General features: G+C 44.5%; 17 protein-coding genes. 10 read left to right on the top strand and 7 right to left on the bottom strand.

Annotated elements, in window-relative coordinates; translation table 11 throughout:
- Positions 1-197: 197 nt before the first annotated feature.
- Positions 198-1,829, bottom strand: a complete 1,632-nt coding sequence (locus MJ595_RS17340; RefSeq protein WP_263079296.1) for a LysM peptidoglycan-binding domain-containing protein — start codon at positions 1,827-1,829, stop codon at positions 198-200.
- Positions 1,830-1,914: 85 nt separating this feature from the next.
- Positions 1,915-2,697 (bottom strand): hydroxyacylglutathione hydrolase, encoded by a 783-nt coding sequence (gene gloB, locus MJ595_RS17335; protein WP_263079295.1) that lies wholly within the window; start codon positions 2,695-2,697, stop codon positions 1,915-1,917.
- A gap of 435 nt (positions 2,698-3,132) precedes the next feature.
- Between gloB and MJ595_RS17330 the strand changes: the two genes are divergently transcribed.
- The 6 genes from MJ595_RS17330 to MJ595_RS17305 all read left to right on the top strand — a co-directional run bounded on the left by MJ595_RS17330 (position 3,133) and on the right by MJ595_RS17305 (position 7,736).
- Positions 3,133-3,912 carry a class I SAM-dependent methyltransferase gene (locus tag MJ595_RS17330; RefSeq protein ID WP_263079293.1) on the top strand — a complete coding sequence of 260 codons (780 nt, stop codon included), beginning with the start codon at positions 3,133-3,135 and terminating at the stop codon, positions 3,910-3,912.
- Positions 3,909-4,361, top strand: a complete 453-nt coding sequence (gene rnhA, locus MJ595_RS17325) for a ribonuclease HI (RefSeq protein ID WP_263079292.1) — start codon at positions 3,909-3,911, stop codon at positions 4,359-4,361. Before MJ595_RS17330 ends, rnhA begins: the two co-directional genes overlap by 4 nt.
- Position 4,362: 1 nt before the next feature.
- Positions 4,363-5,085 (top strand): DNA polymerase III subunit epsilon, encoded by a 723-nt coding sequence (dnaQ, locus tag MJ595_RS17320; RefSeq protein WP_263079291.1) that lies wholly within the window; start codon positions 4,363-4,365, stop codon positions 5,083-5,085.
- A gap of 35 nt (positions 5,086-5,120) precedes the next feature.
- Positions 5,121-5,924: an NAD(+) diphosphatase gene (gene nudC / locus MJ595_RS17315; protein WP_263079290.1), complete on the top strand. Its 804-nt coding sequence runs from the start codon at positions 5,121-5,123 to the stop codon at positions 5,922-5,924.
- A gap of 112 nt (positions 5,925-6,036) precedes the next feature.
- A complete protein-coding gene (locus MJ595_RS17310) occupies positions 6,037-6,237 on the top strand; it encodes a hypothetical protein (RefSeq protein WP_263079289.1) in 201 nt (66 codons plus the stop codon).
- 176 nt (positions 6,238-6,413) lie between these two features.
- Complete coding sequence (locus MJ595_RS17305; protein WP_263079287.1) at positions 6,414-7,736, top strand: hypothetical protein; 1,323 nt, start codon at positions 6,414-6,416, stop codon at positions 7,734-7,736.
- Between the two features lie 165 nt (positions 7,737-7,901).
- Here MJ595_RS17305 and MJ595_RS17300 read toward each other — a convergent pair whose 3' ends face one another.
- Complete coding sequence (locus MJ595_RS17300) at positions 7,902-8,216, bottom strand: SCP2 sterol-binding domain-containing protein (protein ID WP_263079285.1); 315 nt, start codon at positions 8,214-8,216, stop codon at positions 7,902-7,904.
- A gap of 271 nt (positions 8,217-8,487) precedes the next feature.
- Here MJ595_RS17300 and sohB point away from each other — a divergent pair, with 271 nt between their 5' ends.
- Positions 8,488-9,519: a protease SohB gene (gene sohB / locus MJ595_RS17295; RefSeq protein ID WP_263079284.1), complete on the top strand. Its 1,032-nt coding sequence runs from the start codon at positions 8,488-8,490 to the stop codon at positions 9,517-9,519.
- Positions 9,520-9,820: 301 nt separating this feature from the next.
- Here sohB and MJ595_RS17290 read toward each other — a convergent pair whose 3' ends face one another.
- Both MJ595_RS17290 and MJ595_RS17285 read right to left on the bottom strand, forming a co-directional pair.
- A complete protein-coding gene (locus MJ595_RS17290; RefSeq protein WP_263079283.1) occupies positions 9,821-10,015 on the bottom strand; it encodes a DUF2970 domain-containing protein in 195 nt (64 codons plus the stop codon).
- Positions 10,016-10,018: 3 nt separating this feature from the next.
- Positions 10,019-11,998 carry a cation:proton antiporter gene (locus MJ595_RS17285; protein ID WP_263079282.1) on the bottom strand — a complete coding sequence of 660 codons (1,980 nt, stop codon included), beginning with the start codon at positions 11,996-11,998 and terminating at the stop codon, positions 10,019-10,021.
- Positions 11,999-12,074: 76 nt separating this feature from the next.
- Here MJ595_RS17285 and MJ595_RS17280 point away from each other — a divergent pair, with 76 nt between their 5' ends.
- Positions 12,075-12,341 carry a glutaredoxin family protein gene (locus MJ595_RS17280; RefSeq protein WP_263079281.1) on the top strand — a complete coding sequence of 89 codons (267 nt, stop codon included), beginning with the start codon at positions 12,075-12,077 and terminating at the stop codon, positions 12,339-12,341.
- Between the two features lie 275 nt (positions 12,342-12,616).
- A complete protein-coding gene (locus MJ595_RS17275; protein ID WP_263079280.1) occupies positions 12,617-13,510 on the top strand; it encodes a cation diffusion facilitator family transporter in 894 nt (297 codons plus the stop codon).
- On the opposite strand, the gene MJ595_RS17270 is transcribed toward MJ595_RS17275, so the two are convergent.
- Both MJ595_RS17270 and xthA read right to left on the bottom strand, forming a co-directional pair.
- Positions 13,488-14,288, bottom strand: coding sequence for a TatD family hydrolase (locus MJ595_RS17270; protein ID WP_263079279.1), 801 nt, complete (start codon positions 14,286-14,288; stop codon positions 13,488-13,490). The genes MJ595_RS17275 and MJ595_RS17270 overlap by 23 nt on opposite strands.
- Before the next feature lie 150 nt (positions 14,289-14,438).
- Positions 14,439-15,245, bottom strand: coding sequence for an exodeoxyribonuclease III (gene xthA / locus MJ595_RS17265; RefSeq protein WP_263079277.1), 807 nt, complete (start codon positions 15,243-15,245; stop codon positions 14,439-14,441).
- Between the two features lie 381 nt (positions 15,246-15,626).
- Here xthA and MJ595_RS17260 point away from each other — a divergent pair, with 381 nt between their 5' ends.
- Positions 15,627-15,956, top strand: coding sequence for a MarR family winged helix-turn-helix transcriptional regulator (locus MJ595_RS17260; RefSeq protein WP_263079276.1), 330 nt, complete (start codon positions 15,627-15,629; stop codon positions 15,954-15,956).
- Positions 15,957-15,961: the final 5 nt, after the last annotated feature.

The raw sequence follows: 15,961 nt of genomic DNA, 5'->3' as shown, positions 1-15,961 counted from the left end.
GACTTGGTTTGGATGTTTTATAAACACATATGCTGTCATCCTGTGGAGGATGACAGCGGAGAATATTCAGGGTTTCTCGAAACCCTGATTCTGCTGGGGGAGCGAGAGGGCTTTAGCTCTTTTTAGTGAGCGTAGCGGTTACTAAAGCGCGCCTTGATCAGGTTTATCAAGTTGTTGGTTTTCTAACCGGGTGTGGTTTAGTCATAAGCACGGGTGACATCAACGTATAAAGTCAGTTGCTGGCCGGGCTGAATGTATTTGGCATCCAGTGTATTCCAGTCCTTTATGTTACCTACACCGATATTGAATTTATCGGCAATACGGGAAAGGGAGTCCCCGGGTCTGACCTTGTAGCTTACTTTGCGCACCACCTTGTCGTTGTTGTTAGCGTTTTTTACCCATACTGCCAGTTTTTGATGGATTCTGAGGGGGTCTTTTGGCGCCATATTATTCCATCGGGCCAGCTCATTAACGCCAACACGGTACTTGCGGGATATTGTCCAGAAACTATCGCCTGGCTTGACAATGTAGGCATACTTTTGCCGTCCACTGACAGAGCGGTTTTGCCGGGCCTTTTGCCGTTGGCCCAGAGTCAGGCTGTACTCTTCAGCATTCTTGGCGGGTACAGGGATTAATAGAGGTTGATTGATCCGAATCATTGTTGACTCAAGGCTGTTTATTTCCTTGATAAGTGAAACCTGAGTCCGATATTCCTTGGCGATTTTGTTAAGGCTATCTCCTGGCTTGACGTTATAACGGCGCCATTGTACCCGTTTATCCATGGGAAGGGATGTTAATCTGTTTTTAAAAAACTCGGCCTTTTTGGCAGGTAAAGCCAGATGATGCGGGCCCTCTGGTGGTGTGGACCAGCGATTGAGGCCAGGATTGAGTTTATAGAGCTCGGCAATGGGTATGCCAGCCAACTTGGCCGCTTTGGCTAAATCCAGCTGACCTCCGGTCTCAACAGAGACAAAAAAGGGCTGGTTGGGAATATGGGTGAGGTTTATGCCGTATTTTTCAGGTTTCTGGATGATCTTTCCCAGGGCGATAAGTTTGGGTACATAGGATGTGGTTTCATCAGGCAAGTCCAAATACCAGAAGCGGGTGGATTTGCCCTTTTTAGTATTTTTCCGAACAGCATTTTGAACCCGGCCAGGCCCGGAATTATAAGCGGCCAGTGCCAGCTCCCAATCACCGAACATTTCATACAGACTTTGCATATAGTCCAGGGCCATATGAGTCGCTGCCACAACATCCCGTCGACCGTCATACCACCAGTTTTGCTTCAGGCCAAAATGTTCCCCGGTGGCGGGCATGATCTGCCAGAGACCTGATGCACCGGCATGGGAGTAGGCAAAAGGGTCAAATGCGCTTTCTACCACAGGCATCAGAGCCAGTTCCAGGGGCATGTTACGGTTTTCTACTTCCTGGATAATAAAATAAAGATAAGGACTGGCCCGGGTGGCTATAAGGTCAAAATAATGCTGGTTATTTTTATACAGCCGTAATTCTTTTTGAATCCGGCGGTTGGTCTGGTTCAGGTTCAAATCCAGACCTTCCTGAATGCGTTGCCAGAGATCCGTGATTTCTACAGTGGTTTCTTGTTGTTCCCGGGCATCTACTTTTCTCGCTTCAGTTTCCACTTCATCACTGACATTAGACGCTTTTTTATTTTTTGAGGTGGGCTTTCCCTGTTTGTTGATGGTAATTGGGTTGTTAACCGATTCAACAGGATGCTGACTTTGGCATCCTGTCAAAGCCAGTAACAGAGCGATTGCCCCAGGCAGTTGGCTTTGCCTGGGGGAAAAAAGACGATGAAGTAGAGGCATATATACAGGTCTGAGTGTGTTGCTGGTTAATCAGTGTATCACTTCAAAAAGCGTGGAGTCAGGCAAATTTAGGGGGTAAAAACCTCTAAAATTGATCTTTCCATTGGCGAATAATTCCCAGTACCTCTCCGGGGGCGGGTGAATTTGACAGGGGCATACTGTCCTGAATGGTATTGATCACTGCTTTTTTACGAGTTCTGAGAAAAGGGTTGGTTCTTTTTTCCAGGCCGATTGAGGAGGGTAAAGTGGCTTTGTCATGCTGTCTCAGTTGTTCAACCTCCACCAGGCGTGCTTTTATACACGGATTTTCTGGTTCCATCCTGATGGCAAATGCAAGATTGGCCTGGGTGTATTCGTGGGCACAATAGATCCGGGTATTCTCGGGAAGTCTGGATAGTTTATCCAATGACTGCTGCATTTGTTCCGGAGTTCCTTCAAACAGGCGACCACAGCCAGCGGAAAACAATGTGTCACCACAAAAGAGAATAGGGTCAGTGTTTCCTGTGCCGGAAAAATAGGCAATATGATCCAGCGTGTGCCCAGGTGTTGAAATAACTGTAAAGGGCGTATTATGAACTGTTACAGTGTCGTTTTCCTGAAGGGTATGGGTAATGACTGGAACTTTGCAGTTCTCAGGGCCATAGACAGGAATATCCCTTTGTCTGACAAGCTGGCTGATCCCGCCAGTATGATCAAAATGATGATGGGTTATCAGGATGCCTGTGAGTCGAAGCTGTTGAGCCGTCAGGTACTGTTCAACACTTTCTGCATCACCGGGGTCAACCACTATACATTCATTATTGCCCATAGCCTGAATCGCCCAAATGTAGTTATCTGAAAAAGCGGGTATGGGACTGATGGTCAACATATCATGCACCAGGTTGATTAATGGTAAGATTATTAGGGGCTGTTGACGTTTGATCGTGAGCTCAGTGGCTCGTAAAGCGGTTTTCCGCAAGGAGGACTGGTGCAGGCATAGTTATTCTACGTCAAGCCAGTCCAACGCAGCCGGAAAGCCGCTTTACGAGCCACCCGAAGGGCCAAAACCAGCGATTCCGTGCCGTCGTTGCAGTAGCTTGAAAGACATGAGTCTTCCTGCGCTACTGCGTCTAGCCACGAAACCGCTGGTTTTGGCTGAGCACACGAGCAAACGTCAACAGCCCCTAGTGAATAAATACTAACAGTAATTCACACGGAACACATTTGGCTCTTTATGCGTGCTAGTCGATTTTTCTGACAACCGATAGAATGGCCAAGGCAAGGCAGCATATACTGTCATAGTGTGGGGGGCACAGGTTGCTAAATGAGTGATGATGTTCAGACGACAGACTTCAAGGATCGAATGATCCGACTGGGGCGCTGGCTAGAGTCTCCGGCGGGTCGGCCTTTAATAAAGGCGGAACGGCGCTGTATTGATTTTCAGCTAAGAACGGTCTTTGGCTATTACGCCTGTCAAACAAGTCCCGCTTTACATTATAATTGGCTTGAAAATAGCCAGACAGGCCATCATTTTGCCGTGACGCCATTTAAACTGGAGTGCAGTGGCCTGTCCCAAATGGTTTGTGATCCTTATTTTTGGCCTGTGGAACCGGGCAGCCTTGACCTGGTTCTTTTGCATCACACCCTTGATATTGCTGAAAGTCCCCATCGGTTATTGAGCGAGGCAGCGAGTACTATTATATCTAATGGTAAATTGCTGGTGGTTGGATTTAACCCGTTAAGCCTGAGTTTTATTGCCCGTTGGCTTATTCCTGAGCGCGTCAGGGCTTTTCAGGGAACCCGTTTTATTTCTGTCAGGCGGTTAAGGGACTGGTTAACCCTGCTGGGGTTCAGGACCGAACAGGTTCACTATGGGGCATACACTGCTCCCCTGGACCGGTTATTTAAGGGTATCAGTGCCGAATTTATAGAACAGCGCTGTGACCACTGGCGGCTACCCATAGGAAGTTTTTACAGCATCCTGGCTACTCGTGAAGACCATGGCATTACACCTATTCAAAAAGCCTGGCCCAGAGTGAAAAACAGGCTGGTGGGTCGGCCAATTGCGAGGCCCAGTGCGGGTCGTTATGGAGAAAGTTCTTGAGCAAGCTCGTTGAGCTCTATACTGATGGCGCCTGTAAAGGTAATCCGGGTCCCGGGGGCTGGGGCGTGTTACTTCGTTATGGTAAGGCAGAAAAAACCTTATACGGTGGTGAGGCTATGACCACTAATAACCGTATGGAGCTTATGGCTGCCATCGAGGGGCTTAAGGCATTGACGCGCCCCTGCCAGGTTAAGCTGACAACGGACTCTCAATATCTCCGTAAGGGTATTACCCAGTGGATGGTAAACTGGAAGCGAAAAAACTGGAAAACTGCTTCGGGAAAACCGGTTAAGAATCAGGATCTATGGGTTTTACTTGATGAGCAAAATCAAAAGCATCAGGTTGAGTGGTGCTGGGTTAAAGGTCATGCGGGTCATCCTGACAACGAGGTTGCGGATCAGTTGGCGTGTCGTGGAGCCGAAGAAGTAGTGAATTCTGAAGAGTTATAGCATGAGACAAATTATTCTTGATACCGAAACCACAGGTATAGATCCGGCCCAGGGACACCGAATTATTGAAATTGGCTGTGTTGAAATGATTGACCGCAAGTTAACCGGCAATCATTACCATGTCTATATTAACCCGCAGCGAGTGGTTGAAGAGGAAGCGGTTCGGGTTCACGGCATTACCAATGACTTTCTGGAAGATAAACCACTTTTTGCCGCTGTTGCTGATGAGTTTTTTGAATTCATTAAAGGCGCAGAACTGATTATCCATAATGCCCCCTTTGATGTGGGCTTTATGAATCATGAGTTCAGGCTATTGTCTGCCCGCTATGGGAAGGTTGAAGATCACTGCACTATCATTGATACGCTGGTGATGGCTCGCAACAAGCATCCGGGACAGAAAAATAATCTGGATGCATTGTGTAAGCGTTACCATATAGATAACTCATCAAGAACCCTCCACGGCGCGTTGCTGGACTCCGAAATTCTGGCGGAAGTCTATCTGGCGATGACCGGTGGCCAGCGGATGTTATGGCTCGGTGGTGATGCTTCCGAATCCGAGGGCGGTGTTGAGGGGGCCGTTATCAGACGGTTATCTTCTTCCAGGGCACCTTTAAAAGTGATCAGGGCATCAGCCGAAGAGTATGAGCGGCACCAAAAGAAGCTTATGGCCATTCAGAAAAAGTCAGGTATCAACTGCTGGGAAACTGATGTTTCTGAAGCATAAGCATCTGTTCATTGGTAAATAAAGGAATAGTTCTGTTGACTAATAATGAGAGTCCCACAGAGTATCAGCCTTTGCAGGGCTGGGATTCTTCACTTAAGCCCCGGTATTGGTTGGTTTTTCATAACAATGATTTGGTTTTAAACGATCAAGGTAGCGTACTGTGGAGTCATCAACCCGATTTTATTGATGGAGACCTATCCTCGCTGGTCACGGGGTATTGGCGAGATGAGCCTGTAGCGTCTGTTGATATTAATGCTCTTCCCGATGATAAGGCGGTTAGTACTGTCCGCTCCGTTTTAACAATATCTGATCCGTCTGTTTTTGCATTATTGAGTCATGCCATTCAGTTGCGGGAATCAAGGAAATCCCACCAATATTGTGGCTGCTGTGGAAATAGCTGCGCACCAGTAGTCGGCGAGTGGGCCATGAAGTGCCAGCGATGCCAAAATACCGTTTATCCCAGAATCTCACCCTGTATTATTGTTCTTGTTTCCCGCAAGGATGAATTATTACTGGTTCGCCATCAACGGCATGGTAAGGCATCGGCGATGTATACAGTGATTGCCGGTTTTATTGAACCAGGGGAAAGTGCAGAGGAGGCGGTTCACAGGGAGGTAATGGAAGAGGCAGGAGTTCGTTTGTCATCCGTGAATTACCAGTTTAGCCAGAGCTGGCCCTTTCCTCATTCTTTAATGTTGGGCTTCCGGGCAGAATATGCCGGGGGTGAACTGAAGCTGGATCAAAGGGAGTTATGTGACGGTGGGTGGTTTAAACGCTCAATGCTGCCGGAGCTTCCACCTTTGTTCACCATATCCAGGCAGTTGATAGATCGGTTCTAATACCCATCACACTTTCTAAATCCCTGTTATGAGTATGGCTAAACCGCACCCAGTTAGAGAACCGTAATTTGATGGAGCTATAAAGGGTGCGTTTTAGTAATCACTTCGCTTAATGGGCAAGTCAGCAATATCCGGTTTTCAAACGGGTTTTGGTTTAGCTGGACGAAAATCCTCCGTTGAAGTTCCCCACCTTCCGATTCTTTTAAGAGAATTTTTAAATAATAGATATTATCCAATCATATTACTTGTTATCAATAACCTTTTGGCCTTTGTTTGGTTTCAGCGGTTTTCCATTATTTTTCTTGCCTATTAATCGTCATATACTAATGGGCTTATTTGTCGGTATGGACAGTTTTTAATTAACATCATATTAAAAATGATTTAATTTGAATCGTTTGTGGGGGTTTTTTGGTCTTGAAAAAGTACAAGATTTTTGTTTTATCATTGTTTTTAACGGTTCTTTATGGGTGCCAGTCGGGAAACGATAGCTTGGCATCACCAGCAATAGAGGATAATTCACAAATCGGGGATTCTGTTGAGGTTGAGGATAATTCTCAAACCGGGGATTCTGCTGAGGAAGAACTCGCTTATTTTAATGACTCCGTACATCTGTTTTCAGATCAGGTTTATAAGGACATTCTTTCTGAAGTATTGTGGCGCTCCACAGATGAGCGTTATATTCGCTCTGTCACCATCAAAAATTCACATAAAAGTCAGGAGTTCAATGATGTTGATGAGTTACTGAACTATCAGTTTTCTTCTGAAGACTGGATGGAGCCAGGAGACTACAGAGATCAATTCAGTATGTCCCTGTCTTATCGGGTCAATGGTGAAAAGAAAAACGTAAATGTAGATCTGTTCCTTTATAATGCTCAGGAAATGACCTATCAGCAGCTGTTTACCAAGGTGATGGATGAAATGTACTTTCTTCCTGATGACCCGAAGGATATGACGGCAAAGGATCATTATTTTTATGAGCATAAAGAGTGGAACAAGCCGACAGCACTTTGCTGGGATCGTTCTGTAGAGCAGTGCTCAGGGCCGATAAAGGACATTTTTCACAATTATCCTGAGGATGCAAAAAACAGGGAAGATGCCATAAAAATAGTGGCGGCGAATTTCGCCATGCATAAATACGCAGTTCATACCCGCTATTATGCAGACTCAATTGTCTGTATTAATGGCGAAAATAGAGAACCCTGCACGACCACAGGGGGTGGTACTTTTTATAATTACCATACCAATTACTTCGGTAATGTTGACCCTGATCAACAGGCTCCTTATGTCACAGATGCTTCTGCCCTGATGTCTGACTCATCAGTTATCGATAAACTTCACTCCAGAGGTAATTTGATTGAAACATTGCTTCGGGTTCGTAATATTGGTGAGGATTATCGTGTCAATATATTTGGTGCTAGCCTTGAAGGCTGGGTTCCGCTCAGACCTATCATGCCTCTTGATAAATCATTAACGGCTAAATGGGTTCCCTCTAATCCTGAGGGTCAGGGTCACAATGCCAGTTTTGGCACGCCATTATATCCAAGCAGTAGCTCCATTTTGGGGGGGCAGGGTGCAAGATCGGCACCATCTTTCCAGCATGAAATGATGCACAGTCTTGGTTTTACTCATAAAGATGAAAATGGCAAGGATAGGCAAAGTGCAAAGGACTATACTGATGACTTTGTGAAACAGGCGCAAATCCGAAGTATGGATATGTACACTCGCCTTTACACAACCATTGCTCGACGAATGGACGATGGCGTTCTCACGGTTCCAGTCAATGATGATCTGGAGGGGGTAAGCTTTTATTAATCGCCTTTGCGTGATAACGCAGTGAAGTCAGAAACATCCTGCTTTCAGGTAAAACCACCGGAAAGCAGGATGGAGCCGTAAGTCAGGGCATTTATATAAAATCAGCCACAGGCGCGTTTATTAAAGTAGGCCTTTGATCAGAGATTATTACTGGCAGGCTTGTTATCAGGCAGGAAATAATTCATTAAGTTTGGTAGCCAGCATCATGTCGCCTTCTGCGCGTAGCTTGCCCATCATAAAGGCTTGCATGCCATCCAGCTCACCAGTCATTACACCCACCATGGTTTCTGTGTCCATGATCAGGGTGACGTTAGGAGCATCGTGAGCACCTTCCACCACTTCACAGGAACCGTCTTTTACAAACAGGTGGTAGGTATCACCATCTTCAATATCAAATTGAAACACCAGATCCAGACCCGCTGCTGCATCGGCATTAAACTTGGCTTTCATTGTTTCAATCGTTTCTGCAACAGTCGTCATTTAGATACCCCTAATTTCTTTCTATAACGTTTACGCTCGGTGATGTCCGAACTTCTGTGGCTCAGATTATGGTGATCAGCGTTTGATGTCAATGAAAATTCATACAGGTGTTTGAAAGAATACCTATCAGAATGATGGGATTCCGGTGTAGATAATCCGGCCTGGTGGTTTTCGTCACCGCTGAAGGGTTATTTCCATCATAGAATATATAATTTCACCCAATCTCTACTTATAATCAGCAATCATTAAGTGCCTGTTTAAGGAGAGTCCATTGGAGTATATAGCAGAGTTCGCATTGTTTTTTGCGAAAACAATCACCCTTATTGGCGGGCTTCTGGCAGCTGTTTTGGTAGTGACAGCAGTGGGGCAGAAAACCCGGAAATTACATAAGGGGCATTTGGAAGTTACCAAGCTTAACGAGCACTTCCAGCAGTTGAAAGAGAGCCTTCAGCATGCGCTGCTGGATAAGGAAGCGTTAAAAAAATTAAGTAAGGATGAAAAAAAGAAGGCCAAGAAGGAAAAAGGTGCAGTCACCGAACCTAAATCCAGGGTATTTGTTATTGATTTTCATGGGGATATTAAGGCCAGTGGCGTGAAATCCCTTCGGGAAGAAGTGACTGCCGTCTTATCAATGGCACAACCCGATGATGAAGTGGTTATCCGCCTGGAAAGTGCCGGAGGCATGGTTCACTCCTACGGGTTGGCATCTTCACAGCTATGCCGCATTAGAAGTAAGGGGATTCGCCTGACTATTGCGGTGGATAAGGTGGCAGCCAGCGGCGGTTATATGATGGCCTGTACCGGGGATCGCATTATTTCCGCACCCTTTGCAGTTATCGGTTCCATTGGTGTGATGGCACAACTGCCTAACTTTAACAAAATCCTGAAAAAGAATGATGTTGATCTTGAGTTGCATACCGCCGGTGAGTTCAAGCGGACACTAACAGTCTTTGGTGAAAACACCGATAAGGGTCGGGAGAAATTTAAACAGGATATTGAAGATACCCATGGCCTGTTCAAGAACTTTATCAAGGATTACCGCGGCAAAGTGGATATTGAAAAAGTGGCCACCGGTGAGGTCTGGTATGGACAAAAAGCGGTGGAAATGAAACTGGTGGATGAGCTGATGACCAGTGATGAATACATTGGCCTGAAAGCAGAGAATGCTGATGTGGTTCAGGTGGCTTATGTAGTGAAAAAAGGCGTTGCGGATAAACTGGGGATGGTTGCCCATGGGGCGATTGATACTACTCTATTAAAGTGGTGGGAGCGCCTGAACGGCAGTCGTTTCTTTTCATCCTGATTCGAAAAATAGCCAAGCCCGGCTTTAAGTCGGGTGATTCTCTATATATCCATAGCTGAAAATAGAAGATGACGTGAGTTGCTGTCTTACCTGAGATGAGTTAATTTTTTGGGATAACAATAAAAAAAGGTGGAAGCTATGGGGCAAGGTAAGTCGATGAGTGACAGTAAAGCCGATGCGATAGCGGCAGTAGTCCTGATTATGACTGTGGTGGCAACGGTGGTTTTTTGGCTGAGCCAGCAGTAGAGCCATGGCTTCATGCGCCTCAGATGTTATTCCAGGGCGTATGAAGCGTTTGTGGTCAATTGAAATATAGAACTAATTCAACAATACCAATCAATGATAAGACAAATATAACGGTGGCAATAATCCCGGCTGTAATATATTGGGAGGGGCGACCTTCCTGTACATCTCTATGATAGTTTTCTGATTTTTGAACACCAAAGGCGGATGCCAGGACACTTTGTATGACATCCACCATGCGTTTTCTATTCATAAATTAACCGAAGTGTTTCTGAACCCTGGCAATGGCCCTGCTGGAACCGCTTAGAACAACAATATCACCATCTTCCAGTATCATGCCAGGATTAGGGGAGACGACTTTATTGCTGCGTCTGATCTCTACCAGGGTTACGTTATAATCAGAAAGTCCCAGGTTTTCCAGGTTCCTGCCCAGCAGATCAGAGGTGTTATTGATGGTTAAGGCGTGTCGGTGTTCAGATTTTTCACTGCTCATCAGGTAGTCGTTGATGCCGGGATAATAGCCACTGAGAATCTCATATCGCTGCTCACGAGCCTGCTTGATTCGGTCTCGAACCAGTTCCGGCTGGAATCCCAGCATTAGCATTACATGCTTGACGATTAACAAACTGGATTCCAGAACCTCCGGGATAACGACAGTGGCACCGGCCTGCTTCAGGACTTCTGCCTGTTTAAAGTGTCGGGTTCTTACCAGTATGGGGACACTAAGCACTTTGCTGCGGATTGCTTTTATGGTTTGCAGTGCAGAATCAGTCTGGTCAATACAAATGACAATCTGGCTGGCGCGATCCAGGCCCACCGCTTCCAGCAACTCTATTCGCCGACAATCGCCATAAAATACCGGATCTCCAGCCTGACAGGCCTCCTGAACGTGGAGGGGGTCTTCGTCCAGGGCAACAAAGCTTTTCCCTTCCTGGGTCAGGAATCGGCTGATGGTCTGACCCACCCGGCCATAACCACAGATCAGGGTATGCTGCTGAATATGGGCCGTTTGCTTGCGTATTTCATCATCACAGCCGCTTTCAGTGAGTTGTTCCGGCCGGGCTTGTTTTTTACTGGTCATTGCCAGGTTTACCAATTTGTGGCTGTTACGAATCAATAAAGGCGCGACCACCATGGAAAGAATGGTGACAGACAGCACCATTGAGGCAATTTCTCCCCCCGTTTGTCCATACTGGGAGGCGAGGGCAATCAAGGCAAAACAGAACTCACCGCCCTGGCACAGGGACAGGGCGGTCTTGAGGGATACCTTTTTACTTTCATGGAAGGTTCTGGCAATGATTAATACCACTAAAAACTTGAAGAGCACCAGTCCGCAGGTGGCCAATAGAATCATTGGCCAATATTGCTTCAGGATGTCTACATCCAGCATCAAGCCCACGGAAACAAAGAATAAACCCAGTAAAACGTCCCTGAAAGGGCGAATATCCGCTTCAACCTGGTGTTTATAGGTGCTCTCACCCAGCATCATGCCAGCCACAAAGCCGCCCAGTGCCATGGACAGGCCAAGGGAGTGAGCCACCCAGGCAGCCATCAGTGCAGTCATTAATGCGGTAAGAACGAATAACTCTTCGGATCGGGCCCGGGCCACTTCATGGAATATTCGGGGTAATATCCATTTACCGGCAGATAGCATGGTTACGACAAAAAACAGCCCCTTGCCAAGGGTGAATCCCAGGGTGGAAACCACTGATTTACCCTGGCCGTTAGCGATTGTAGGTATAAGAATCAAAAACAGCACTGCGGCGATATCCTGGAACAGTAAAACGCCGATGGCAAGCTGGCCTTGTCTTGAACGAATTTCATTTCTTTGGGTGAGTTCTTTTGAGACAATGGCAGTGGAGGAGAGTGCCAGGGCCGAGGATATAACCAGGGATTCCACAACCGTATAACCAATAGTCAGTAGCAGGGCAAAGATGCCCACTGTAGTCAGTAAGACTTGCATGCCCCCCAGGCCAAAGACCTCCTTTTTCATGGCCTTGATACTTTTCAATGAGAATTCAAGTCCCAGGGTAAAGAGCAGGAAGACCACGCCGATTTCGGCCAGCAGGCTAATATCAAAGTCATCGGTGATAAAGCCTGATGTGGTGGGGCCAAGAAGGATGCCTACAAATAGATAGCCCAGGCTTTCCGGAAGGTTAAAGCGTTTAAACAGGGCAATCGTGACGACAGAAAGCGCCAGGATAAGAATTAATTGGTTAAAAAATATGAAGTCCATGACCGGGAGCGTCCGCTTATCATTATGGTGCCAACTGCTGGCTACTCTAAAAATTATATGACAAAACTGGCGTCAAATGTTTGAAATTGAGGATATATCAGTGAAAAAGCTCTATTTTTACACCACAGCAGGATGTCATCTCTGTGAACAGGCGGAAGAAATTCTGAGGACCCTACCCAAAAAACTCAATGTGTCCTGGGAGTCCGTGGATATTAGTGAGAGTGATATCCTTATCTCTCGTTATGGTACCCGAATTCCTGTATTACACGTTGTAAGCACTGGTATGGAAAAGGGGTGGCCCTTTTCCAAAGAGGAGATATTAAATTGGCTGCAAAGCGATTAATCTCTATTAAAAAAAGATAATATCCAATCATATTACACTTGACTGTTCAAACAGCAAACCCAAAAATTTAAATCACTTAGCCTCATTTTAACCTGTATCCGCTACTTTTTTCCTCCTGCAACCTAAAACCAGCTGCAAGAGGAAAAAAGTAGCGGATACAGGTTAAAATAACGGCCTCAAGCAACACCTCCACCCAATAAAAAAACATATTTCATTGAATGAAAAGTTAATTAAGATTTATTAAAATGAGGCATTCAGCATAAATTACCCAGCTTATGAATACCCTTAAACCTGACACAAATAAAGAAAAAACCAACAAAAAACTACTGAAAATTGCCTCTATGGCATCAGTCATCACTGCCAGTTTATTAATATTTGCTAAACTAATGGCTTGGTTTATGACCGGCTCATTAAGCTTGCTTGCAACACTTATCGACTCTGCAATGGATATCATTGCATCTATTATCACGCTGATAGCCATAAGAATTGCCATAACTCCCGCCGATGAAAGCCATCACTTTGGTCATGGCAAAGCAGAACAACTTGCTGCCTTGGCACAATCAGCCTTCATATCTGGATCAGCTGTTGTTGTATTACTTAATGCTTTGGATAGATTGTCAGTAGAGCAATCCTCTTTAAGTAATGAACCTATTGGTATAGCAGTAATGGTTTTTTCTATCATTGCTACCATTATCCTGTTGTCAATTCAATATTACGTCATTTCTAAAACAAATTCAGCGGCTATCAAAGCAGATGCTCTCCATTACAAAGTCGATCTTTTAGCCAATGCTGCGGTGATTATTGCACTGTTAGGTGCTAATGCAGGCTTCTATCAGATTGATAACGCACTGGCCATTATTATCTCTGGCTACATGCTATATAGCGTGAAAAAATTAGCTTGGGACGCTATACAAAACCTGATGGATCAATCACTGCCTATTAATGAACAAACAGCAATAGAAAATATTGCATTATCTGTTGAAGGAGTAAAAGGCGTTCATGAGATCAGAACCCGAGTATCCGGTTCAAAACCTTTTATTCAACTGCACCTGGATCTTGACGGAAGGCTCCCTTTACAAGAAGCCCATGATATCGGCTACAGTGCCAAAGTAGCCATTCTTGATTATTTACCCGAAGCAGATATCATCATTCACTTGGATCCAGATTAAAAAAATTCATTGCAGTGGCTGTTGTTTGTTCAGCAACCTGGCGGAATGTTCTTTTTGTATGTTCCGCTATAACAGATACCACTTCGGGTAAAAAACAGGGTTCATTCCTTCTGTTTTTTGGCTTTGGAGACAATGTTCTGGGTAATAAATAAGGGGCATCTGTTTCAACCATTAGTCGATTAGGGGGAATATCAGATATTAAATCATGGAGATGCGTTCCTCTTCGTTCATCGCATATCCAGCCTGTAATTCCTATATGAAAGTCAAGATCAAGATATTGATACAGTGCAGTACGGTCTGCAGTAAAACAGTGAATAACCACATCAGCCAAGTCATCCCGGTAAGGTTTTATAATATCGATAAATCGTTGCGATGCGTCCCGCTCGTGACAAAAAAGAGGTTTGCCTAGATTTAAGGCCAACTCAATATGTTTCTCAAAAACAGCTTCCTGGACAGGTCTTGGAGAAAAATCTCTATTGAAATCCAGACCTGTTTCCCCAACAGCTACCACCTTAGGCCTGGTCAGTAAGTTATGTAGGTTATGGTAAGACTGTGAGCCCGCCTCCTTCGCATGATGAGGATGAATGCCGGCAGTGGAAAAACAGCCATGGTGCTTTACTGCGATAGTAGCAGCATTTTCTGACTCTTCTATGGATGTGCCAGTAATGATCAGGTTTTTAATCCCTGCCTGTCTGGCTCGTTCAATGACCTGATCTCTGTCGGAATCAAAAGACTTATCGGTCAGGTTAACTCCGATATCTACAAGATGGTTACTCATTTAAGCTTTTCATGGACTGATACTAAGAGGATTCTATCCTACACCGCTAATAAGGTTTATCTCAAAGATAAATATAAGCAAATGCTTGTATACTAATGATCCAGGATCGGTTAAATAACAGATCCTGCTTATATATTATGCATCCTTATATTAAAACGTAGCAATAATCGGAGCATGGTCTGAGGGTTTATCCATTGCTCTAGCCTGATAATCTACGACAACCGATTTGCACAAGGAGAGTAGAGACCTGGTGGCTAACACAGAGTCAATCCTGAGTCCGCGCTTGGGTTCCTTATCAAATCCCTTGCTACGGTAATCGAACCAGGTATAACAGTCATCTACAGTAGGGTTCAGTATTCGGAAACAGTCAAACAGCCCCCAGTTTTCCAGCCTGGAAAAACATTCCCTCTCTTCAGGTAGAAAGCTACATTTTCCGGATCTTAGCCACCGCTTTTTATTATCGTCACCAATTCCTATATCCTGATCAGTGGCTGAAATATTGAAATCACCAATGACAACCAGGTTATCAGAAGGAAGACAATGAACGTTCAAGTAATTTTGTAAATTGGCATAAAACTTCAATTTTTCTGGAAATTTAACCGGATGGTTTCGGTTCTCTCCTTGGGGGAAATAGCCATTAATTACTTTCAAGGGAAGTCCATTAATATGATAATCACTGATAATTAACCGTCTTTGGGCATTGGGATCATCGTTAATAAAGCCTTTTTGGGTATTATTTGGCTTAACAAGGCTTAAAATAGCAACACCATAGTGTGTCTTTTGACCAAAATAGCTAATGTGATAGCCTAGCTCTCCTAACTCATCCAGAGGGAAGTCTTCATTAGCTACTTTGGTTTCCTGGAGTCCAATTATATCTGGCTGGTATTTTTTAATTATAAATTTCAGTTGATGTATGCGTGCTCGAATACCATTGACATTAAATGAGATTATTTTCATAGGTAAGATGAGTATGTCGTGAATTATTAGGAGGATATATGGAGTTTATCACTCAGCGTCGTTACTTAGGCATAGGGTTAAGTTAGATAATTACTTAATTATTAACCAGTTATAGTATATCTTTAGTATCAGGATTGCATATTTAATCTCTTTTTATTCTGATTTTAATGTTACTTTTTGTAACGTTATGGTGACAATGTGCGTAAATCTAATAAATAGCACTATAAAATTTGCCAGAACAGTATAAAACTGTCTAATATTTATTCTTGAACAGCAGTAGCTATACCTGTTGTGCTTATTGGGCTAAAAGCATGTTTACATCAAAGTAGACGACGGCCTGAAGAACAGGTTTTACTAATAACCAATAAAGGTAACCAGTCAATGACTCTAAAAGGTCTTATAAAATTAACCCAGTTAATGCAAGAGTACCCACTAACAGTAATACAGTGGCAGATTTTGCTCGTTGTCGCTGAAAATCCGGGAGAAACAATAACAGATCTTGTTAATGCTGATAAGTTGCAGTGTGGAACTCCCAGTGATATTGCCGTCAGCGTTAAGCGTTTAGGGGAAGGTCGACATGATCGACCAGGACTTGGTCTTATTAAAAAAGCACAACATGAAGATGATGGTCGTTATTTCAAGTTGACGCTCTCAGCTAAAGGGAAAAAGCTTGTAGAAAAAATAAAGCAGAAATCACGATACCTGAAATGATGAAT

The sequence above is a fragment of the Endozoicomonas sp. Mp262 genome (assembly GCF_025643335.1).
GTDB lineage: Bacteria > Pseudomonadota > Gammaproteobacteria > Pseudomonadales > Endozoicomonadaceae > Endonucleibacter.
The sequence above is the reverse complement of the archived record's forward strand: the minus strand, read 5'-3'. Positions and strand labels throughout refer to the sequence as shown.